The 22,792-nt window shown below is 36.0% G+C and carries 20 protein-coding genes; 19 read left to right on the plus strand and 1 reads right to left on the minus strand.

What is annotated here, in order from left to right:
- The first annotated feature begins 50 nt into the window (after positions 1-50).
- From JMN32_RS07165 to JMN32_RS07200, 8 genes are all read left to right on the plus strand, one after another.
- Entirely contained in the window at positions 51-3,338 is a 3,288-nt protein-coding gene (locus JMN32_RS07165; RefSeq protein ID WP_238354374.1) for a DUF4175 family protein, read from the plus strand.
- A gap of 6 nt (positions 3,339-3,344) precedes the next feature.
- Entirely contained in the window at positions 3,345-3,746 is a 402-nt protein-coding gene (locus JMN32_RS07170) for an ATP-binding protein (protein WP_202855628.1), read from the plus strand.
- The gene (ybeY, locus tag JMN32_RS07175) at positions 3,746-4,168 is read left to right on the plus strand and encodes an rRNA maturation RNase YbeY (protein WP_202855629.1); all 423 of its coding nucleotides are present in this window, start codon (positions 3,746-3,748) and stop codon (positions 4,166-4,168) included. The genes JMN32_RS07170 and ybeY overlap by 1 nt, the downstream gene beginning before the upstream one ends.
- 116 nt (positions 4,169-4,284) lie before the next feature.
- A complete protein-coding gene (mnmG, locus tag JMN32_RS07180; RefSeq protein WP_202855630.1) occupies positions 4,285-6,150 on the plus strand; it encodes a tRNA uridine-5-carboxymethylaminomethyl(34) synthesis enzyme MnmG in 1,866 nt (621 codons plus the stop codon).
- A gap of 2 nt (positions 6,151-6,152) precedes the next feature.
- Entirely contained in the window at positions 6,153-7,037 is an 885-nt protein-coding gene (locus JMN32_RS07185; protein WP_202855631.1) for a class I SAM-dependent methyltransferase, read from the plus strand.
- Positions 7,034-8,854: an Ig-like domain-containing protein gene (locus JMN32_RS07190; RefSeq protein ID WP_202855632.1), complete on the plus strand. Its 1,821-nt coding sequence runs from the start codon at positions 7,034-7,036 to the stop codon at positions 8,852-8,854. Before JMN32_RS07185 ends, JMN32_RS07190 begins: the two co-directional genes overlap by 4 nt.
- A gap of 389 nt (positions 8,855-9,243) precedes the next feature.
- Positions 9,244-11,082, plus strand: a complete 1,839-nt coding sequence (locus JMN32_RS07195) for a tetratricopeptide repeat protein (protein WP_202855633.1) — start codon at positions 9,244-9,246, stop codon at positions 11,080-11,082.
- A 52-nt stretch (positions 11,083-11,134) separates the two neighbouring features.
- Positions 11,135-12,898 carry an AMP-dependent synthetase/ligase gene (locus JMN32_RS07200; protein ID WP_202855634.1) on the plus strand — a complete coding sequence of 588 codons (1,764 nt, stop codon included), beginning with the start codon at positions 11,135-11,137 and terminating at the stop codon, positions 12,896-12,898.
- 18 nt (positions 12,899-12,916) lie between these two features.
- On the opposite strand, the gene JMN32_RS07205 is transcribed toward JMN32_RS07200, so the two are convergent.
- Entirely contained in the window at positions 12,917-13,678 is a 762-nt protein-coding gene (locus tag JMN32_RS07205) for a hypothetical protein (RefSeq protein WP_202855635.1), read from the minus strand.
- Between the two features lie 368 nt (positions 13,679-14,046).
- Here JMN32_RS07205 and JMN32_RS07210 point away from each other — a divergent pair, with 368 nt between their 5' ends.
- The 11 genes from JMN32_RS07210 to JMN32_RS07260 all read left to right on the plus strand — a co-directional run bounded on the left by JMN32_RS07210 (position 14,047) and on the right by JMN32_RS07260 (position 22,746).
- The gene (locus JMN32_RS07210) at positions 14,047-14,232 is read left to right on the plus strand and encodes a hypothetical protein (RefSeq protein ID WP_202855636.1); all 186 of its coding nucleotides are present in this window, start codon (positions 14,047-14,049) and stop codon (positions 14,230-14,232) included.
- An 89-nt stretch (positions 14,233-14,321) separates the two neighbouring features.
- Positions 14,322-16,202, plus strand: coding sequence for a tetratricopeptide repeat-containing sensor histidine kinase (locus tag JMN32_RS07215; protein ID WP_202855637.1), 1,881 nt, complete (start codon positions 14,322-14,324; stop codon positions 16,200-16,202).
- Between the two features lie 6 nt (positions 16,203-16,208).
- On the plus strand, positions 16,209-16,934 hold the full coding sequence (locus JMN32_RS07220) for a response regulator (RefSeq protein WP_202855638.1): 726 nt from the start codon (positions 16,209-16,211) through the stop codon (positions 16,932-16,934).
- An 89-nt stretch (positions 16,935-17,023) separates the two neighbouring features.
- Positions 17,024-18,145 (plus strand): toll/interleukin-1 receptor domain-containing protein, encoded by a 1,122-nt coding sequence (locus JMN32_RS07225; protein ID WP_202855639.1) that lies wholly within the window; start codon positions 17,024-17,026, stop codon positions 18,143-18,145.
- 101 nt (positions 18,146-18,246) lie between these two features.
- Complete coding sequence (locus tag JMN32_RS07230; protein ID WP_202855640.1) at positions 18,247-18,651, plus strand: hypothetical protein; 405 nt, start codon at positions 18,247-18,249, stop codon at positions 18,649-18,651.
- Positions 18,648-18,803, plus strand: coding sequence for a DUF4236 domain-containing protein (locus JMN32_RS27710; protein ID WP_202855641.1), 156 nt, complete (start codon positions 18,648-18,650; stop codon positions 18,801-18,803). Before JMN32_RS07230 ends, JMN32_RS27710 begins: the two co-directional genes overlap by 4 nt.
- Positions 18,804-18,992: 189 nt before the next feature.
- Complete coding sequence (locus JMN32_RS07240; protein ID WP_202855642.1) at positions 18,993-19,373, plus strand: hypothetical protein; 381 nt, start codon at positions 18,993-18,995, stop codon at positions 19,371-19,373.
- Between the two features lie 98 nt (positions 19,374-19,471).
- Positions 19,472-19,636 carry a hypothetical protein gene (locus JMN32_RS07245; RefSeq protein ID WP_202855643.1) on the plus strand — a complete coding sequence of 55 codons (165 nt, stop codon included), beginning with the start codon at positions 19,472-19,474 and terminating at the stop codon, positions 19,634-19,636.
- Positions 19,637-19,725: 89 nt separating this feature from the next.
- Positions 19,726-21,048, plus strand: a complete 1,323-nt coding sequence (locus JMN32_RS07250; RefSeq protein ID WP_202855644.1) for a phospholipase D-like domain-containing protein — start codon at positions 19,726-19,728, stop codon at positions 21,046-21,048.
- A 16-nt stretch (positions 21,049-21,064) separates the two neighbouring features.
- A complete protein-coding gene (locus tag JMN32_RS07255) occupies positions 21,065-21,763 on the plus strand; it encodes a hypothetical protein (protein WP_202855645.1) in 699 nt (232 codons plus the stop codon).
- A complete protein-coding gene (locus JMN32_RS07260; protein ID WP_202855646.1) occupies positions 21,760-22,746 on the plus strand; it encodes a hypothetical protein in 987 nt (328 codons plus the stop codon). Before JMN32_RS07255 ends, JMN32_RS07260 begins: the two co-directional genes overlap by 4 nt.
- Positions 22,747-22,792 lie beyond the last annotated feature (46 nt).

Genomic DNA, 22,792 nt, shown 5'->3' on the forward strand with positions numbered 1-22,792 from the left:
CTGATTAAATTAAATTCGTATAATCTATATTCTGCAAGTAGTAATCGTGTATGACAGACAATGAACGTCACATTAACGCTAATCTCAGATCGTATAGGAGAAAATATTATCTTAACCTTACGCTCAAGGGTTTAATAATTTCTCTGGGACTTACTCTATCTATATTTCTCATACTCAATACCCTTGAATATTCCTTCCGATTTAATTCCGTTGTAAGAGCCATATTACTGTTCTCATTTATCATTTTCGGTTTTTATGCTATGGGAACATACGTCATTTTGCCACTGTATAGAATGATGAGTAAAAAGCATGGGATGACCAATGAAGAAGCAGCTTTAAAAATTGGATCGATATTTCCTGAAATTGGAGATAAACTTCTGAATATCATACAATTACAAAAACAGAAAGGAGGGCTTGTTGAGGCAAGTATTACCCAGAAAACAGAAACAATAAAAAAGTATCATTTCAAAGATGCTGTTGATATTAAGAAAAACAAACGTTATTTAAAGTATCTGTTCGCTCCATTGTTCATCATTGCATGGGTACTTGTATTAAGTCCAGCTTTTATTACAACAAGTTCTTCCAGAATTATTCATTTTAATAATGAATTTACCCCTAAAGCTCCATTTAACTTTAACATACTCAACGAAAAGCTACTAGCTTTTAAAAACGAAGATTTCACGATATCCCTTGACCTAAGGGGTGAGGCCATTCCAGAAAATGCTTATATTTTGAATAATGGTAGAAAAATCAAAATGTCTAAGGCTGAATCCAATGTATTCTCATACACTTTCAGAAAGATTCAAAATAATCAAACATTTCAGTTTGAGGCAGCCGGCTTTACCTCCAGAGAGCATGGTATAAAAGTGGTTAGCAGGCCTAATCTGAGAAGCTTTAATGTTTACCTTCATTATCCCAATTATCTCGGTAGAAGTAATGAAGTACTTAATAATGTTGGCAATCTTCAGATTCCAGAGGGCACATCAATTAAGTGGCAATTAAAAACTATACAATCAGACGAAGTATTGGTAAACTTTCAATCAACTGATGAAAGTCATCAGCTTAAGCTTACTGATAAATCAATATTTGAGCTAGAAAAAACATTCAAAAAATCTCAAGTATATAGTATCAATCTCAAAAATAAGTACAGCGAAAATAAGGAAAAAATCCTGTACAAAATTGAGGTCATACCTGATCAGCATCCTCAAATAGACTTAAATGTATACCCAGACACCACCTTATACTCATTTATTGCTCTTGGAGGCAATATATCCGATGATTACGGCTTAACGAAACTGAAACTATTTTATCAAATACTACAGGGGAGCAAAGAGTCTGTTTATAAATCCATAGACATACCTATTGCCCGTGCTCAGAATCAACGATACTACTATCAGTGGTTTCTTGATTCCCTGGGACTGACTGAAGACACTTCTATTAAATACTTTCTAAAAGTCTGGGACAATGATGGGGTCAACGGCAACAAAGCGTCTAAGACAGGTACTTATATATTCAGATTGCCTTCAAAAAAAGAGTTAAAACGGGACATAGAGAAAACCACGAGCGAAACTCAGGAGAACATCGATAAAACCATAACTGAAGCAAAGGAACTTAAAGAAAAAATAGAAAGGGCTGAAAAGAAACTCAAGGGCCAAAAGGAGATGAGTTGGCAAGATGAAAACCTACTCAAAGACATTATTAAGAAAAGAGAGGAACTTAATAAGGCGATTGATGAGCTTAAAGAACAAAACAGAAGTAATGAGCTTAAAAGAGAACGGTTTTCCAAGCAAGATAAGCGCATTAAAGAGAAGGTAGAGCAACTCCAGGAGCTTATGGATGAACTGCTTGACGAAGAAACTAAAAAGCTCTATGACGAGCTTCAAAAGCTACTAGAAGAGCAAAGTGAAATTAATGATATACAGGATGTATTGGATAAACTTAACAACAAAGAAAACAACCTGGAGAAGGAGCTAGAGCGAACGTTGGAGCTATTTAAAAAAATGAAGTTTGATTACAAGCTTAATGAGGCAATAAATGAACTCAAAGAGCAGATCGATGATCAAGAACAGCTTATAAAAGAAACATCAGATAAAAATAAGAAAAACGAAGAATTATCAGAAAAACAGCAAGAATTACAAGAACAATTTAAAGAATTCAAAGAGCAGATGAACGCTCTGGAAGAGTTCAACCAAGACTTAAAAAACCCGGAATCTCTCCCTGATATACAAGAGGAACAACAAAACATAGATAGGGAACAACAAAAGTCTAAAGAATCTCTGGATAAAAACAAAAGAAAGCAATCAAAGGAATCGCAGCAAAATGCCAAAGAACAGATGCAAAAAATGGCAAAGCAGATGGAGCAGATGCAAAGCAGCATGGAAATGACCATGATGCAGGAGAACCTGGATGACTTAAGAGATATAGTTCATAACTTACTTAAGCTATCATTTGATCAGGAAGAGTTGATGAAAGAGTTCTCTGAAGTAAATCAAAGTGATCCCAGATTTGTAGAACTGGGTCAACAACAGCTCAAACTAAAAGATGATGCAAAAATTGTTGAAGATAGCTTGCTTTCATTAGCCAATAGAGTATTTCAAATAGCCTCATTTGTAACTCGTGAAGTAGGTAAAATGAACAACCACATGGATAAAAGCACGGAAGCCATCAAAGAAAGAAAGAAACCAGTAGCAGTTTCTGAACAACAATTTGCTATGACATCTATAAATAATCTGGCTCTTTTACTTGATGATGTGCTACAGCAAATGCAAAATGCCATGAGTGATGCCATGGGAAAACCTCAAAAAGGTAAAGGAAAAGACAAAAGTCCATCACTAAGTGAACTGCAACAACAACTCAATAATAAGATAGAGAACCTGAAGAAAAGTGGTAAGTCCGGAAGAGAGTTATCAGAAGAACTAGCCAAACTGGCTGCAGAGCAAGAACGCATTCGACAGGCATTACAACAAATGCAAGAAAAGGCAGGAGAAGGAGATGGTGGAAAAAAACCAGGAGATGGAATTCCACAAAAAATGGAAGAAACAGAAATTGACTTGGTTAATAAGAGAATTACTCAGGAGACTATTAAACGCCAACGTCAAATACTTACAAGGCTTTTAGAAGCTGAAAATGCCATGCGTGAAAGAGAACTAGATAAAGAGAGAAAAGGTGAAACCGCTAAAGACTATGAAAAGGCTCTTCCTAAGGCCTTTGAAGAATATTTTAAAATGAAAGAACAGGAGATAGAGCTACTAAAAACTATACCTCCTAAATTGTATCCATATTATAAAAAGGAAGTTAACGAATACTTTAAAAGACTAGGAAAAGAATCTAATAACTAAATCAGAATGAACACCATTAAAATTCAGATCCCTTCCCTTGCAGAGAACATCCGAATGATCGAGAGCTTTATTGATAATGCGAAGGAAAAGTTTCAGCTTGATGATGATATCTATGGCAATATAATGATAGCCGTAACAGAAGCTGTCAACAATGCCATCAAGCATGGAAACCAACATGATAAATCAAAGAATGTTGCATTATCATTATCATTACAAGACAGCCAGATCAGATTTACAATAAGTGATGAAGGAAGAGGCTTTGACTACAAAAACCTACCCGATCCTACGGCACCAGAGAACTTAGAAAAACCTGGTGGCAGAGGAATATTCCTCATGAAACATCTCTCCGATGAAGTAACTTTCATGGAAGATGGTAAAGTAGTAGAATTAAACTTCTATATAAACTAATGCAAGCTGTTAATTTCTTTCAAGAAGATATAGACTTCAAATTAAACAATGAAATCCTTACTACAGACTGGATAAAAACAATCATAAGTAAAGAAGGATTTACACTACAAGAGTTAAACTACATATTCTGTTCAGACGAATACTTATATCAAATGAATATCGAGTACTTAAATCATGATACGTATACCGATATCATCACGTTTGACAATTCAGATGAAGAGAATCAAATAGAGGGTGATATATTCATAAGCATAGACAGGGTACAAGACAATGCAGCACAAACAAATTCTCATTTCGATGACGAACTAGCCCGTGTATTAATACATGGCGTTTTGCACTTAATAGGATACAAAGACAAGACCTCCATAGAAAAAGATGAGATGCGTAAAAAAGAAGAAGCTTGTTTATCTTTGCGACCTTAATACAACAACTCAACTGTTCCACGTGGAACAGTTGCACAACCAGTATCAATACCAATATTTAAGATTATAAATTTAACTAAGTGTTCCACGTGGAACACTCAATAAAATATTAGAATATGTTCCCGGAATATGATGTTATAGTAGTAGGGGCAGGCCATGCCGGATGTGAAGCTGCACATGCAGCAGCTAAAATGGGATCCAAAGTTTTATTAGCTACCATGAATATGAATACGATTGCTCAAATGTCATGCAATCCTGCTATGGGTGGCGTAGCAAAAGGTCAAATCGTACGAGAGATAGATGCACTTGGAGGAATGTCAGGAATAATATCTGACAAATCAATGATTCAGTTTAGAATGCTAAACAAGTCCAAAGGTCCTGCCATGTGGAGCCCTAGAACACAAAATGATCGAATGAGATTTGCTGAAGAATGGCGGCTAACACTAGAAAATACTCCTAATGTAGATTTTTGGCAAGAAATGGTAACAGGGGTTACGGTACAAAGCAATAAAGTAACGGGTATTACTACAGGTATGGGTATTAATATTAAGGCCAAAGCTGTAGTACTAACTAATGGAACCTTTCTCAATGGTATCATACATATAGGAGAAAAACAATTTGGAGGCGGAAGAACTGGTGAGCATGCTGCCAAAGGTATTACTGAACAACTTATTTCTTTAGGTTTTGAAGCAGGTCGCATGAAAACAGGTACGCCTCCAAGAGTGGATGGTAGATCGCTTGACTATAGTAAAATGGAAGAACAACGAGGCGATGAAAACCCTGAAAAATTTTCATATAGTTCATTGACAAAACCCTTAGAGAATCAAAAGAGCTGCTTTATAACATACACCAATAATGATGTGCATGAAATACTTCAAACAGGTTTCGATAAATCTCCCATGTTCAATGGCCGTATTCAAGGTGTAGGCCCACGTTATTGTCCATCAATTGAAGATAAAATTAATCGCTTCGCTGAAAGAGATAGACATCAAATATTTGTAGAACCAGAAGGATGGAATACAGTAGAAATATATGTCAACGGCTTTTCTACATCCTTACCAGAAGATGTTCAATATAAAGCTATGCGCCAAATAGCAGGTTTTGAAAATGCTAAAATGTTCAGGCCCGGCTATGCTATAGAGTATGATTACTTTCCACCAACACAACTTAACTTAACGCTAGAAACAAAACTAATAGACAACCTATATTTTGCAGGGCAGATAAACGGAACAACAGGTTATGAAGAAGCTGCCTGTCAAGGACTAATGGCAGGAATTAATGCTCATAACAAGATCAATGATACCGAACCTTTTATACTAAAAAGATCTGAAGCATATATTGGTGTACTTATTGATGATCTTATCAACAAAGGGACTAAAGAACCATACCGTATGTTTACTTCTCGTGCGGAATTTAGGATATTACTACGCCAAGACAATGCCGATATAAGATTAACTGAAAAGGGTCATGCTTTAGGGTTAGCTACAGATACGAGATTAAAAGATATGTTAGATAAGAAAAAAGAAGTATCAAAGCTTTTAAATGATCTACAGCAAAAACGAATAGAACCGGAAGATGCTAACGAAAATTTAACAAGTATAAAATCTTCACCAATCAAACAAAGAATACCTGTTATAGGCCTTCTAAAAAGACCAGAACTAAACATACAGCATCTAAAGTCTTTGAACAGCGATCTTAATACTTATTTAAGCAAATATCATCAGCATGTATTAGAACAAGCTGAGATACTTATAAAATATGATAACTACATAGATAAGGAAAAACAGTTGGCTGATAAGATGGAACAACTAGAAGATAAAAAAATAAGAAAGGACTTTGACTACGATCAAATCAAAGCACTTTCGTCAGAAGCAAAAGAAAAACTAAAAACTATTAAACCGCAGACTATAGGTCAGGCCTCACGAATAAGTGGGGTGTCTCCAGCCGACGTTTCAGTACTGATGGTATATTTAAGTAAATAATTATGTTTGAAAAACTAACGAACTGCCCGCTATGTAATAGTGGGCGTTTTAATAATTATCTAAGGTGCAAAGACTACACAGTCTCCGGTAAAGACTTCAACCTGGTCGCCTGTGCAGAATGTAAGTTTATTTATACTAATCCAAGACCACGACCACAAGACCTGCATTTATATTACGAGTCTAAAGACTATATATCACATAGTAATGAATCTAACAGTCCAATTAACTTTATTTATAAACTCGCTAGAAATTTCACTCTCAAACGGAAAGTTAAACTAGTAAATAGCTTAAGCCAAAAAGGAACAATACTAGACATTGGTTGCGGAACCGGTCATTTCATTACAGCATGTCAACAAGATGGATGGAGCATTAAAGGTGTTGAACCAGATAGTAAAGCACGTACAATAGCAGCACAAAAAACGGGTATTGATATAGTGGATGATATATCCAATATAAATGAAACACAGTATGACTTAATATCCATGTGGCATGTATTGGAACACATTCCTAATCTAAATGAATTCTTTCAACAATTGCTGTGCAAAGTTAAAAAAGATGGTAAGCTTATAATTGCTGTACCTAATTACAAAAGTCATGATGCACAACACTATAAAAAATATTGGGCTGCTTATGATGTTCCTCGTCACTTGTATCATTTCGATCAAACTGCAATGACTCAACTTGCAGATAAATATCAGCTAAAAGTTAATAAGATATTACCCATGTCTCTAGATGCATATTATGTCAGTTTATTAAGTGAATCATATAAAGGGACTGGCATATTAAAATACATTAAAGCACCTTATCGAGGATTTATTTCTAACATGAAAGCCAAAAGCAATAATCTTAACTACTCAAGTTTAATATACATACTAACTAAAAAATGAATCGAATTATTTTCATACTCTTAGTATTAAATATAGCTCTCATATCAGCTTGTGCCAATCAAACAGCGCCAACCGGAGGTGACAAAGATGAAACTCCTCCAGTCCTGGTATCATCCATACCCAATCAAGGAGAGTTGAACTTTCAAGGTAATGAGATCATACTTACCTTTGATGAACTAATAAAGACCGATAATCCAAAAGAACAGTTTCTGATAACACCAAGAATTAAAGATGAATACGACATCAAATATAAAAAGAACAAGGTAATTATTCGGTTTGAAAAACCTCTTGATGACAGTACTACATACTCCATCAACTTTCGTGAAGGAATCAAAGACCTAACTGAAGGTAACCCAGCAGATACACTTAAACTAGCATTTAGTACAGGTAGCTATCTTGACTCACTAAGCATATCTGGTTATGTATATGACCTTATGACCAATCGTAAGGCTCAAGATATTACCATCGCGATATATGACGCAAAAGATACACTAGATATATTCAATAGCCCGCCTGTTTACTATACTAAAACGAATTCACAAGGTATATATAATATAGAAAACCTAAAGAACTCAGTATATAAAATATATGCCTTGCAAGATAAAAATAAAAATCTAACTCTAGAAAGTAAATCTGAAAAGTATGGATTTATTTCAGAAAACATTCATTTAGATAGTAATTTTTCTAAAATAGATATTCCCATACAACTATTGGATGTTAGAGATGTTGAGCTACAAAGTTCAAGACCTTCGGGTACCACCTATAGTATCAAATACAACAAACATCTAATAGACTACAATATAAACAGCTTAGATTCAACAGTGCATCTATATAGCAACTATACAGATAAAACACACAACACCATACAACTATTTAATGATATAAAATATCAGGACAGTATAGCCATATCAATACTAGCAAAAGATTCACTTTTCAATGAAATAACAGATACAATTAAAATCAAATTTGAAGCCACCCAACGCAAACCTGCAGACTTTACAGCAATATCTACTATCCCGACAATCATAACTAAAACTCCAGTATTTAAAGCTGAGTTGAAATTCAATAAGCCTGTAAAAAAGATAAACTATGACAGTATCTATCTTTATCTCGATAGCGCCAACATTGTATACTTTAAATCAAAAGATTTGAATTGGAACCAACACCGAGACGAGGTTACATTGACGTACGACATCGATCCAGCATTATTTATTAGTAAGCCAGAAAACATAGCATCACGAAATAGAAACACACAAAAACCATCTTCTAACGCAGACACTCTTAAAGCTAACCGAAGAAATATATCAGATTTAAGACAATCAGTAAATGAAACTGATAAAGACAACCAGCTAATAAATAAAAAGCCATCAACTGATAAGGATTCAACAAAGCTCAAACTAGAGGAACCACAGCAACCACATTTTTATGCGGCACCTTCAACCTTCATTAGTGCTGAATCAGATTCAAGCAAAAGGATAAAGGAAAAGCTCTCTTTCGTTAAACCAGAGGAGTTAGGAGTCCTACTAATGGATATACAAACTGATTACAAACATTACTTTGTACAGCTTATCAATTCTAAATATGAAGTCATAGCTGAAGAAGTAAACGGCAAAACCTTTCAATTTAAAAATATTGAACCAAGTGAATATAGGATAAGAATACTTGTGGATAGTAATCTTAATGGAATTTGGGATTCAGGTAATGTAAAGAATAATCAAGAACCAGAACCCGTTATTTTCTATAAAAATAGCGAAGGAAACGAAATACTTACACTAAGAGCAAACTGGGAGTTAGGGCCAAACGTTATATCATTTTGATGTGGATAAGTGTGGATTAACTCTGTGGAAATCTAAAGTTAACATGTGCTTAACCTCAATATTGAGTCAAAAAACAAAAACTTCTGTTGATTAATAAAGTTAAGTTGACTTGTTAATTATAAAATCCACAGACTTATACAGTACCGTATAATTATCCACAATTAAGAAGTCAAAATGTTAACATCTTATAACTCACATATTTTCAGTAAGTTACAACATTTAATGAGTGTGGATAACTAATAGAAAACAATCAATACATCCACAACTTAAAAAAACAAGATATAAATTAAGTATTTATCCACGTATCCACATTATAATAGATAATAATAACTTTAATATATAATAGAATATATAATATAGAGCTGTGTGAATTGTTAATAAATGGATCTATGAAAAAATTTTTCATCTTTACTCTTTTTACATTTATATCTTTGATTGCCACTGCTCAATCTCAGGAAGTCCGGTTGGCCAATGAATATTATTCTCAAGGTGAATATGAGAAGGCTAAAAAATTATACGACGATCTTGCTCGGGATTTGAATAATATACCACTTATCCACAATAACTATTTCTTTTTGTTGGTAGAGCTGGCTGAGTACAAGGAGGCCGAAAAATATGTTAAGCGCCTGATCAAAAACTTTCCCAATAATCTCTATTATCAGCTCGATCTCGGAGTATTATTGAAAAGTTCCGGTCAAGAATCACAATCCCAAAAATACTTTGATAACATAATAGATGAGATTAAGTACGATAACTACCGTACACGCATAACTGCCGACTACTTTGTAAATAAACAGTTAACCAACATGGCTATCCGTACATTTAAGGATGCACGAACTGCTATTAATAATCAGTATGCCTATGCACTGGAGATGGCCAATATTTACCGAATCATGAATGAAAAGGATCTGATGGTTCAGGAGTACTTAAATTATGTGAGTCAAAACCCTTCTAACCTGAACTATGTAAAGAATACACTTCAAAGTCTGCTTGCAAAACCCGAAGAGCTCCAAAGTTTGGAAATGTTGCTTTATGACAAAATCCAGAACGAACCAAATAGCGAAATATATGGTGAATTACTTATTTGGGTTAATCTTCAACAAAAGAATTTCTATGGTGCATTTATTCAGGCACGAGCGATTGATAAAAGACTGAGAACTGAAGGTAGCAGAAGTATTAACATTGGTCTAATGGCTCTGGAAAATAATGACTACAACAGTGCCATTAAAGTATTTACCTATATCATAAAAGAGTTTCCGGGTACTTATAATTACCTATTAGCAAAAATGTATCTGATAAAGTCTTATGAGAAACGCGTCAGAAATACTTATCCTATAGATGAACGCGAGATACGTAACCTAATTAATGACTATAACAATTTTATCAGCGAGTTAGGTATTACCAGAAATACACTCGAGGCTTTGCGAAATAAAGCACTGTTGCATGCATTCTATTTGGATGAAAAAGACTCTGCCATTACTATCTTGAAACAGATTATTGCTACTCCACGTGCTAATCCGGATATTAAGGCCAGATCTAAGCTGGATTTAGGGGATATCTACATATTGACTGAAGAGCCATGGGAATCCACATTGCTCTATTCGCAGGTTGAAAAATCTCACAAGGAGGATCTACTGGGCTATGAAGCCAAACTAAGAAATGCAAAACTCTCGTACTACAAGGGAGATTTTCAGCTTGCTCAGGAGCACTTGGATATACTGAAACAAGCCACTACGCGTGAAATAGCTAACGATGCCATGGCATTAAGCCTATTGATAAAAGATAATATAGCTTTCGATAGTACTGAGACCGCTATGAAAAAATATGCGGCCATAGAATTGATGCTCTTTCAAAATAAAATCGCGCCGGCGCTTCGCGCCATACAAGCCATGCGTGAAGAATACGCCGGTCATAGTTTATCTGATGAGCTTTTATGGAAAGAGGCCGATATACAAAAGAAACTGGGTCATTTTGAAGTAGCCATTTCACTACTTCAGAAAATTGTAGATGAATACGATACTGATATCCTAAGCGATGATGCTTACTTTACTCTTGGTTCTATCTATGATCGACAACTTAATGATCCTCAAAAGGCCATGGAAATATACAAAACCTTTCTTACCAAATATCCAGGTAGTGTTTATGTTGCAGAGGCCAGAAAGCGTTTTAGACAGCTGCGAGGTGATTACAATATGCATGAAGGAAAATTGCAAAATAATGAGTTATAATAAATTGATAGGATTTGATTAATTTAAGCTCCATTTTTGCAAAACCTTACCTATGGAGATAACCCGAATTTTTGACGTACTAGATTTTCAATTAGCCGACAGACCTAAACAGGATGCCTTAGCCAATAAAGTTGATGGTCGTTGGGTTAAATATTCAACTTCCGAGATTGTTGAAATTGTAAACCAGTTAAGTACAGGTTTGCTTGAAATGGGAGTGAAGGAAGGAGACAAAATTGCTATAGCTTCATTTAATAGACCCGAATGGGTTTTTGCAGACTATGCGATATTGCAGATTGGGGCCATAAATGTTCCTATGTACCCAAACTCAACAGCCGATGATTATGCATTTATAATGCAACATGCAGAGGTTAAGCTTGTCTTTACAGGTGATTTTGAAGTAACGGCAAAAATAAATGAAGCAAAACAGTCGCTGGAGCATGAGCTCCAGGTCTATTGTTTTGATGAAATAGAAGCAGCGTCTTTTTGGAAGCGAATGATGAAGCCGGTTACGGAACAGTCGCTTCTCAAAATAAAAGATCTGAGAGCATCGATAACTTATGAAGATCTCGCGACAATAATTTACACTTCAGGTACAACAGGCAGCCCGAAGGGAGTTATGCTTTCGCACAAAAATATTTTGTCCAATGCAGATTCTGTTTGCGATGCTTTTGCTATAGGTGGACCTGAGCATCGTACAATCAGCTTTTTGCCATTGAGCCATATTTTTGAGAGAACGGCTCTTTACACTTATATGCAAATGGGTGTATCCATCTATTATGCAGAAAGTATGGATACTCTTGGTGAGAATCTGAAAGAAGTAAAACCTCACTTTTTTGCCACTGTTCCAAGACTACTGGAAAAAGTTTATGAGAAGATCGTCAGTAAAGGTTATGAACTACATGGTTTGAAGAAGTCCTTATTCTTTTGGGCATTAGAGCTTGCCAAGAAATTTGAATTAGGTAAGAACCAAGGGGCATGGTTTAACTTTCAACTTAAGCTGGCCAACAAAATTATATTCAACAAATGGCGTGAAGCCTTGGGAGGAAATGTACAGTTCATCATTTCAGGAGGAGCAGCTCTACAACCCAGCCTGGCAAATATTTTCTGGGCTGCACAGGTGAAAGTGCTGGAAGCCTATGGTCTTACGGAAACCTCACCTGGTATAAGTTTCAGTCGACTAGATGCCATAAAAATTGGATGTGTTGGTCCTATGCTAAAAGGTGTACAGGTTAAAATAGCTGAGGATGGTGAGATTTTGGCTAAAGGTGACAATGTAATGATGGGTTACTACAAAAGACCAGAAGCCACTGCAGAAGTTATTGATCAGGATGGCTGGTTTCACACCGGAGATATAGGTGAAATTGTAGACGGTAAGTTTTTGAAGGTTACTGATCGCAAAAAGGAAATGTTCAAAACTTCCGGTGGAAAATATATTGCTCCACAGCCGATAGAGAATAAAATGGTGGAATCATTGATGATAGACCAGGTAATGGTTGTAGGTGAATCCAGAAAATTTCCTGCGGCTTTAATTGTTCCTAACTTTGAAAAGATGGAAGATTATTGCCACCGACATCATATCACTTACACCACACCTGCTGAAATGATCCTGAATGAGAAAATCATTCAGAAATATCAGGAGGAAGTCGATCATGCCAACGAGGAATTCGCCCAATATGAAAAAATAAAAAAATTCCGGCTGCTAGCGCAGCCATGGTCTATTGAAAAAGGTGAGATGACCCCTAAGTTGAGCTTAAAGCGCAAAATTATTAAACAACACTATCAGTATGAAATTGATAAGATATACGAAGGAGTGTGAAAAAGCTTCATTAATAATCTAAATACTGAAGTCATCCATAACACCTAGTTTCAAGTTGTTCTCCTCATATCTTTCAAAGTAGGAGGTTAGCTGTTTATAGTTGTTGTTATCGCCACTTTTTAGTGCTATCATATTGATTTTTTTGTTAACCAAATTCGTAAACTCCTCTTCCTGCTTTAACAGAATGCATCTGCCCCCGATAGGCTCATCAAAAGAGGACGCTCCTGCAAAGATCCCCTGCATAATGCGGGGGTTTTTTATTTTACCAACTTTGTAAACATGGTAAAAAGACTTGTCTCGTTCCTTTGATCTCATGAGGCAAGTCATACATCCGTCCTGAATTTCCAAATCTCCAAAATAAACACGATCCTGACCTATTAATGTTAACCTGACTAAATGCCCCATACGCTGTATTTTTACCGGTGACTGCAGTATTTCCGTTTCACGTGCATTTTTTCTTATCAAAGAATAATAGTTACCAACATATTGTAAAAGCAGCGGATCAATTTTTAAGTAGTTCTGAAAATCTATAAAATTCCCGAAGCCAATGTGTTTTACTATTGTATTTAATTTTTCTAATCGCAGATTAATTTCCTCAACACTGTTTTTGTTAGCCTCAGTCATTTGCCCATAAAGTTTTTCACTTAAGTATCGATAATCAACATCCTTAATTGCATCTGCAATAGTTAGGAACCCAGCTTTATCAAGCTTCACTTTAAAATGGTCACTAAGGTGCTTGAACATCAATTCAAGATCTTGTACTGGCACTTCGAGATTCATAAAAGAGATACGGTTTAAAATCGTGTAGTTAAAGTAGAAAAAAAAGAACTACGGAAAAAGTAGGGTTAAGAAAGCGCTTATGCAATCCCCATCTTTGTAATAGATAATTGATCAACTATCCCGAAGCATCACTCGCGAAGGTGCTTCATTTAGTCGAACCAAATGGATGAATAAAGTCTGGATGTGAGAGTCACGCGGCATTTATCCACACGGCAAGGCTCCTCTCACACTTAATGGCTGAGGCCAGTAGTATGTAGAATAACATTTTGATTTTCAATGACTTGAAATCTGACCGATTTCAAGAACGGGAATCGTGTTACCTATCCAATCCTGCCTCGGCCCATTTCCAAACCTTTAACTATTTTAAAATGAAACGGATAAAATATTTTTCAATACTTACTTTAATTTTTGGCGCTTTTGCCTTTGCCTGTAATGAAGATGTTGTTGGGCCTTTGGGAGGAGGTGATGATGAGGATGATGATCCAATCGTTTTACCACCACCACCACCCCCGCCAGGGCAAAGTACTGAAGGTGGAGACACACTTAACATTTAATTAATGTTTAAACAAATGAAAAAACCATTCCGATAGGGGTGGTTTTTTTTTATATTAATCTACAATTTTAAAATATAGAAAACCAAAGTATGTTGCGCTGCCTCGCTCTGACTTTATTCATCTCTTCTGTACTGCATGCTCAGGTTTCAGATAATACTTTAATTGTTAATCTGAAGAAACCCTTAGATACAACTACTTCAAATCACGAACAGATTTTTTACCAAATTGCCCAAACTTATCAGCAGAATAGATTATATGACAGTGCTATTTCCTATTACCAAAAATGTCTCACTGGCTATGCAGAGAAAAGCTATGAAATTGGTATGGCCTTTACACACAACAACCTCGGGACTGTTTTCAACAAAACAGGAAAAATTGATAGCAGTATTTTTCACTATAAAGTAGCTATCAAATATTATCGAAATCAAAATGACACTACTAATATAGCATCGTCGCTTACCAATTTGGGAATGGTCTATAATCAAATTGGCTCTTATTCTCTGGCTTTGGAAAACCTGCTAATTGCGGTCAGATTACTAGATCCTCTGGGAAACACACCATCATTAGGAGCTTGTTATAATACCATTGGAAGTATTTATGCCAGTCAGGAAGATTATGATAATGCCATAGCTTATCATAGAAAAGCACTTTCAATGCGAAAATCATTAAATATCCAAAACGAAATAGCTTCTTCCCTAAATAATATTGGGACAATTTATCGAAATCTGGAAGAGTATGATAGTGCTTTATTGTATCTCAATCTATCATTAAAAATAAAAGAACAATTAGACGATCAATCACTTGTTGCGAGTACCCTCAATAATATTGGTGGTGTATTGATCAATCTTGATCAGATTACGGAAGCAAAAGCTTATTTGGAAAGATCACGAATTCTGAGATCAGTTTATGATAAAAGTGGTCGAGCGATTACTTATAATAATTTGGCCAATGTGCATAACCTGCTCAACCAACCACAAAAATCCCTTCTCTATCTGGATTCAGCACTTGCCTTGATAAAGGAGGGAGGCTTTTTATCCGAGAGAGAAGATAACCTCAACTTTCGTATGGCTGCCTACGAGCAGCTCGGCCACTATGATAAGTCCCTCGACTGTGCCAAGGAATTAATGGCTGTTAGAGACAGCCTGCTTAATGGTGAAAAAGTACAGCGCCTCATTGAAATGCAAACTAAGTACGAGACCGAAAAGAAAGAACAATCCATAGCCATGCTGGAAACTGAACGAGAGTTACAAAAGGCTGAAATAGATTTGAGCCGTCTATGGATCATCATCCTGGGCATTTCAGTTGTTCTGGTTCTTGTAATAGGGCTATCTATATATACTAAATTCCGTTCAGAGAACCGTAACAAGAAGCAAATTCAACTTCTCATGCAAGAACTGCATCACCGAGTCAAAAACAACCTACAGCTTCTTTCCAATATCTTTAGCCTTCAATCTCGTACCATAACAGATGCAGGTGCCCTGGAGGCGGTGCGAAGTGGAGAGAACCGCATCAATGCTATGGCTATCATTCACCAGAAGCTTTACAGAAAAACGGAAAGCAGATCAGTTAACACTTACGACTATCTTAATGATCTAATCAGCCAACTTGCCGATAGCTATGGCTACGATCAAACGGAAAGTGATTCTATTCGGGTAGACATACAACCTATTGAACTGGATGTGGATAAAGTGATACCTGTAGGATTGATCGTCAATGAATTGGTTAGTAATTCCTTCAAATATGCTTTTCCAGCTACAGAAAGCCCGGTTCTTAAAGTAATCTTACATATAGAGAAAGCTCAATTACATCTGTGTGTAGAAGACAACGGCCCCGGTTTCGAGAAGCCAGACAAATTTGAAAGTTCAATGGGACTGAATATTATAGAAACATTGAGCCGGCAATTGAATGCAACTATTAAATGGGATACTTCAAATAAAACCAAACTCTATTTATTAATGCCATTAAATTAACCACCCATGGAAAAAATTTCTGTTTTAATCGTTGAAGATCAACTTCTAATAGCCCAAAACCTGAAGACAATATTGACAGATCATGATTTTGATGTACTGGAAACAGTAGTTAGTGGAGAAGATGCCATTGACATTGTGAATAAAACATTGCCTGACCTGATCTTGATGGATATTCATTTGGCCGGTGAGCTGGACGGGATTGCTACGGCAGAGAAGATCAGGCAAAAGCATGATATTCCCATCATATACCTTTCTGACCATACCGATAGTGATACAGTAGACCGCGCAAAAAAAACTTTTCCTGCTAACTATTTATCCAAACCTTTCAGAACGGCAGACTTGCTAAGGGCTCTTGAAATAGCATTTGTAAATGCCGGCAGGCCGGAAAAGAAAGCTTCATCTACTAAACTGAAAGACCGCATATTTATAAGGATAGATAATCAGAAATCGAAAATGATCCCTTATGAAGATATCATTTACCTGGAAGCTGACCGTGCCTATAGTTCAGTAATGACAGACGAGCAGGAATATAAACTTTCGAATAACATGAGGATTATTTCTGATCAGCTCAACAGCTCTGAATTTATAAAGGTCAGCAGAAAACATATCGTGAATATTAATCGCGTAACTGGTATTGATGGCAACATGATCAAGCTTGGGGATAAGCACGAAGTGCAGATGAGCAAAAGCTATCGCGATGATGTAATGAGTTATTTTAACCTGATCAAATGAAACTTTTGGAAACCAGATCCTTTTGATCGGAAATTGATTTTGGAAACTGTAGTTACGAATTTTAAAATGAGGCAAAAAAATAAAATTTTATGCCCTCAGATAATAAAGAATATGATGTATTTATCTCTCACGCTGTAAGTGATCAGATTGATATAGTAACTCCACTTGTTGATAAACTGGAAGAAGCAGGTATAAAAGTCTGGTGTTCCAGTACACGTTTAATTGCAGGGAAGAAGTTGGATGAGACAATAAGGGAGGGGTTAATTAAATCAAAGCATGGTATATTGGTAATTACCCTAAATTACCTTGGACGAGAGTGGCCACAGAGAGAATTTCATGCGTTATGGGCAAAAGAAAAAGCAAGGATATTTACGGTATGGCACAATATAGACGAAAAGGATATTGAAAAATATGATGGCCAGCTGGCAAAATATACAGCGCTAAACACTAAAAAGGGGTTGGAATATGTAGTAGACCGTTTGGTGAGAGAAATCAAAAAGGAACAAAAAGTACAGTCTAAGCCTGTGTCAAAATCTACATCTACAGAAGTTTATACTGGTACCTTTACTTTCTTGTTATTATCAGCAGTAGCCATTTGGTTTTTCCTCATCAGAGATCTTCCTTCCGATGCACAAATTAATACCTCAATAAAAGATCGTATCCGTACCTTCCAGACTGAGATCATGACTGATCACCAAGTTGAACTACAAAACAGCGAAGGAGATGGAGCAAGCCTTGAAACAATTAGTAACTTTTATGACCGGTATAATAGAATTAAAGCGCACTACCGCAATGAGTACTTTTTCGGGACCGGTTATGCAAAATTCAACTTTAAGAAAAATGTGGAACCAGCTGTGGATAAAAATCTGGATTTGCTGACACCGGAAAATGCTTACGGCTTTGAGCAACCTGATATTTATTTAATCAACCATAAACCCAGCCCGCACACCCTTGACGTAAAATATATCTTCATTAACACTCAGCCCGCAGATTATCAAATTGTGGATGAAAATAAAGTTGATGACTACACCTACCTGGTAGAAGTAATTTATCAAAATTATATTCGATACCTGTCCGTAGCCCTTACGTATTCCAAGCGCTCTGATTGGATGAAAAGAAAAGAGACGGTATTGCTTGGCTTTATGCCTACTGAAACTTACAAGTTTAAAAAGGAAGAAGACAAATGGGTTTTTGCAGGCCTTGAAGATTGACGGTTTCTACTCACTGGGAAAGTAAACCCAGTCCTTGGGAAACATAATTCAATATACTTAAGCCATTGCTCTTTCTTGTAGTAAATTGAAAACCATTAAAAATGAATCTCTTTAAAAACGAATCCATACTCGTAAAGTCGGAGTCAGAGGTGGTTGTACTTACTACACATAGGCTCCGCTATCAGGATAAGAAAGAACTAACCAGTATCATGTTGAAACAGATTAGTAGCATTGATATAAAATATACCAGCCACCCGTTGTTAATCATACTTGCTGTAATAACTGGGTTGGAAGGAATAGTTATTTTGAGCAATTCTGAGACGGAGATTGCTATTCTTGCGCTGTTCTCGGCCGGAATTTTAGCAGCCTTGTTTTTAAGTTCGAGGAAACACGTTGTTACCATTTCTTCAGCCAGCTCTCGCTTGGTGTTTCATACCAAAGGCATGGGTGAGCAGTCTGTGGAAAGTTTTGTGGATAAAGTTGAAGCAGCTATAGCGGAGTTATGAGCTTTCGATATCAACGAAGGGTAAACCTGGGCAAAGGCTCCCATTTGAATTTTAGCAAGACGGGAGTTTCCTACAGCAAGCGCACCAAATTTGGCACGGTAGGTTCTCGTGGTTTTTCCATCAGAACAGGTATTCCCGAGGTTGACCTTTAGAAAAAGTTGGGGCAAAAGCTCTGGTGGATTGGTCTTCTTCTTAGCTTTTGGAGTATTGTTGCTATCTGTCATTGTAGTTTATAACCTGCTTCGGCTCCTTGCCTTTGGCATAGCTTTTTTGATTAAAAAAATGAGAAGCAAAGCCTGAAAATGACTAAATTAAGCTAATCACGATCAAAAGCGCCCACCATGAAAAAGCTCATCAAGTATTTAATGCTGCTGACTGTTCTTACTATTCTCTTTGTAAAAACAGCAGATGCCCAGGCTGTATATATCACCAAAACCGGTAGCAAATACCATGATGAAACCTGCCAATATTTAAGCCATAGCAAATATCCCATTGCATTGATTGATGCCAAAGAGCGGGGCTATGAACCATGCAAAGTTTGCAAACCAACCACTACCGTAACACGGAAAGAAATTGAAATTGAAAAGAGCAAAATCATTGAACCTCCAAGGATCGAAAAAAATGTTGTGTCAAAACAATGCTCAGTCAGAGCCAAAACTACAGGTAACCGTTGTCGGCGAATGACAAAGAATGTAAGTGGAAAGTGCTGGCAACATGAGTAATACAAGCTTTAGGAAAGTAGCTCGGCACTCTCGGAAAAAGAATTTATAAAGAAAGACAATCTTTATCAAATTAGTTCCAGTACTAAAAATCTATAGTTATGGAACACTGCTTAAACCTTAATGTCTCTTCTGTCATTGTTGCTTTCGATGACAACTCAGCATTTGAGTATACATATGCAAGTGCAGATAAGTCCAATATTGAAAGAGCAAAATCATTTGCTCAACAGGATATGGACTTAATATCCATATCAATCAGAAGATGAAATTCCGGTATCCAAGAAAAATGCGTTAAGTGTTACAGCTATCTATGAATTGGATATCCTATCTATAGTTTACTTAAATCCCCGATATAATGGAACTGACAAAAATTTTTAAAAATGGTATAAATCACCATACAAATGGTGTGGACAATGTTGTGCAAAAACAACAAAATCAATATTCTCTTCATAATGGAGAAAAGATTTATGACTTAATCAGAAAGGAAATTAATGCTGCACACTCAAGCATTTACATCGCCGCCTCTTGGTTTACAGATTATGACTTGTTTAATGCCCTTCTTCAAAAGCATACTGATAATACTTCAATTGAAATACAGATAATACTGGATGGGAAAAAGGATAACTTTTATCTTCCCTTTAAAAAACTTGTAGATAATGGTGCAAAGGTAAAACTTATAAAGAAGGCTACACCGTACGGTCAAATGCACGATAAGTTTTGCATTGTGGATAATCAGAAACTGATTTCCGGCTCTTACAACTGGAGCAAAAATGCCAGGAGTAACAATGATGAAAATGTCATATATACGGAAGATCCTAAATTGGTTATGGAGTTTGTTGAGAAGTTCAATTCGCTTCTGGAAGCCAGTACAGATTTTGATCCCGAAAATTTGCACAAAATAGAAGAGGCGGAAGAATCAACCTTAAGGATGATAGAAGCGGATGATATTTCGAATTATGAAGATTTGATTACCCGACTCATATATACACAGGTACATAGTTACGATGAAAATAAATTGCTTGAGCAAGGAAAAGATAGAAGTAAAAAGTGTGCGGGTGATGCGGAGAATCTATTACATGAACTGGATAATGTTTATTCAGGATTTCTCAGAGATATCAAAATTTCAAATGATAAAAAGGAGGTTATAAAACTAACCCTTCAGGAACAACTACAGCGGTCTAAAAGTGAAGCCGACCTTAAAGCCAGAAGTGAAATAGGCTTACTGGAGAAAGAAGCAACTATACAGCGGTCTGTAATTGAGGATGAAATAGGTACGGTAAAGAACGATATCGCTTTAATCGAAGTGGAAGTTGATAATATAAAATCGAATCAGTATAAACCTTTGGAAGCAAAACTTAAGGATACTGATGATAAAATAATCGAAATATCAAATAGTACTTACCGACCTAAAATACAGCTATATACTTTTATCCCCAACATCGTACTGATGTTGCTAGTCATGCTGTATTGCGGCATATTTTATTCGTCTGCTGCTTATATACTTATATATTCTAAAGATGATGCCACCGAAGCTAAATTGAACGGAGAAATTGTTAAGAGTCCGGACATCTTTTATGGAGATGCCATTCCCAGGGCCTTAGATAGAGGTACCATTAGTCTAATATTCATACTCCTGGTACCCATATTTATTATGGGACTTATTTTTTGTCATAAATAAATTTGAAAACCAGCTGGTGAAATATCTGGTTTTATTCACGGTGATCATTTTTATTGATGGTTTTACGGCTTATAAAGTAGCAGAGTCCATCCATCAGATTAAATACCTAAAAGGACTGACAGACGAATCATGGAGTTTTTCTCTGGCCTTGGCAAACAGTGATTTTTATCTGGTTTTAGTTTTTGGCTTGTCGGCTTTAATAACATTTGAGCTTCTTCTGGGACACTGGCTTAAGGTGATGGATAGCCGCAATAGCGATAGCAAATATCATAAATCTCAAAATGAATTGGTTCATCAAAAACAAATCAGAGCCAAGCTAGAGTCAGAATTTGCTGATTTGAATGATGAGATAAATCTGAAAAAGGTTGATATAAACAATAAAATCGAAGAAATCACTAAGCTTAAAAGATCAATTAGTCAACTTGAAAGTGATTTGGAGCATAAGCGACACAGTGTTCAAAGCACATACGAACACCATAAGTTTACTTTTGAAAATATTACCCGAATTAACCTGGTCAGAGTTGATAATGAAACTTTCACATTTTCAATAGTATATATGCTTGATAGGGTTTCTACTTTCATGAGAGGTTGGAAAGACTTCTTGCATGAGCACTTTGCCGTAGATATAGCAATTCAAAAATCCAGACTAGCAGATGAACAAGTTCTGATATGGAAATCAAATAATTTACAGAATCTAAAGGAGCCTACCCTATGAAAAATTTATTGATGTATGTAATAGCATTTGGAATATTTTTTGGATGCTCTTCAAAGGCGGTAGATAAAGAGCATAAGGTCATTAAAAGGATCAATTACGGACATAACATAGTTATTCTCGCTGATCTCAGCAATAGAGTACTACGGCAAAAAAGCTTACATGACACAACGATTATCTATAATATAATTGATAAGCTTAAGCCATTTTTTGAGAAATCTGTTGATCTCAATATATATGATAGGTTCGCTTTCTATTCCATTAATCAATATTGCGTTGATCGATTAATTGATCAGAATCCAAAGTTCAACCTTGATTTGGCTGAGTTTAAAAATCATGAACTTGAATTATCAAATTATTTATACCGCAGTCAAAAACGTAACTACGACAGTGATGTTTCCAAGATTAAGGCCACCGTTAAAAAGCTTTATGGGAATAATGCCAGGAATACAATATTGCCAGCTGATGTGTGGCACTACTTCAACGAGGTGCTTGACAATACTATTGTAGACACAACGTCCTTCAAACAGGGAGTATACCTGAATAGAAGGAAGAATAAGGTAATACTGATAACGGATGGATATGTTGAGGCTGGCAAATATGGCAATGACAAAACTATGTTGGATAAACGAAATCCAAATAGAACGAAATTTTTAAGCACCAGCTTACTGAACAAGTTCCGCAGTGAGTTTAATAATTCGGAATTTGCGGAACTGGAAAAGTTCTATACCACTAATAAGTATGGTCTGATTCCTGTTAAAAACCCATTAATATCGGAGATTGAGTTACTTGTATTGGAAATAGATGACAGAACAATTAAAAATGGTGTAACCTCAGTTTCTCCGACTGATGCTAAGATCATTAAACTATTTTGGCATGAATGGTTTGAACAATCAGGAATAGATCCAAAGCATTTCGAAATACACGATGTAGTTAAAAATGAACAGGAATTGGATGCAATACTTACAAGTTTTTTGAGTAAGTAAATAAGCTAATCTTTTTAGGAAACCAAACCTCGCCATTCGGAAAGCA

The sequence above is a fragment of the Fulvivirga marina genome (genome assembly GCF_016775155.1).
Classification (GTDB): Bacteria; Bacteroidota; Bacteroidia; order Cytophagales; family Cyclobacteriaceae; genus Fulvivirga; species Fulvivirga marina.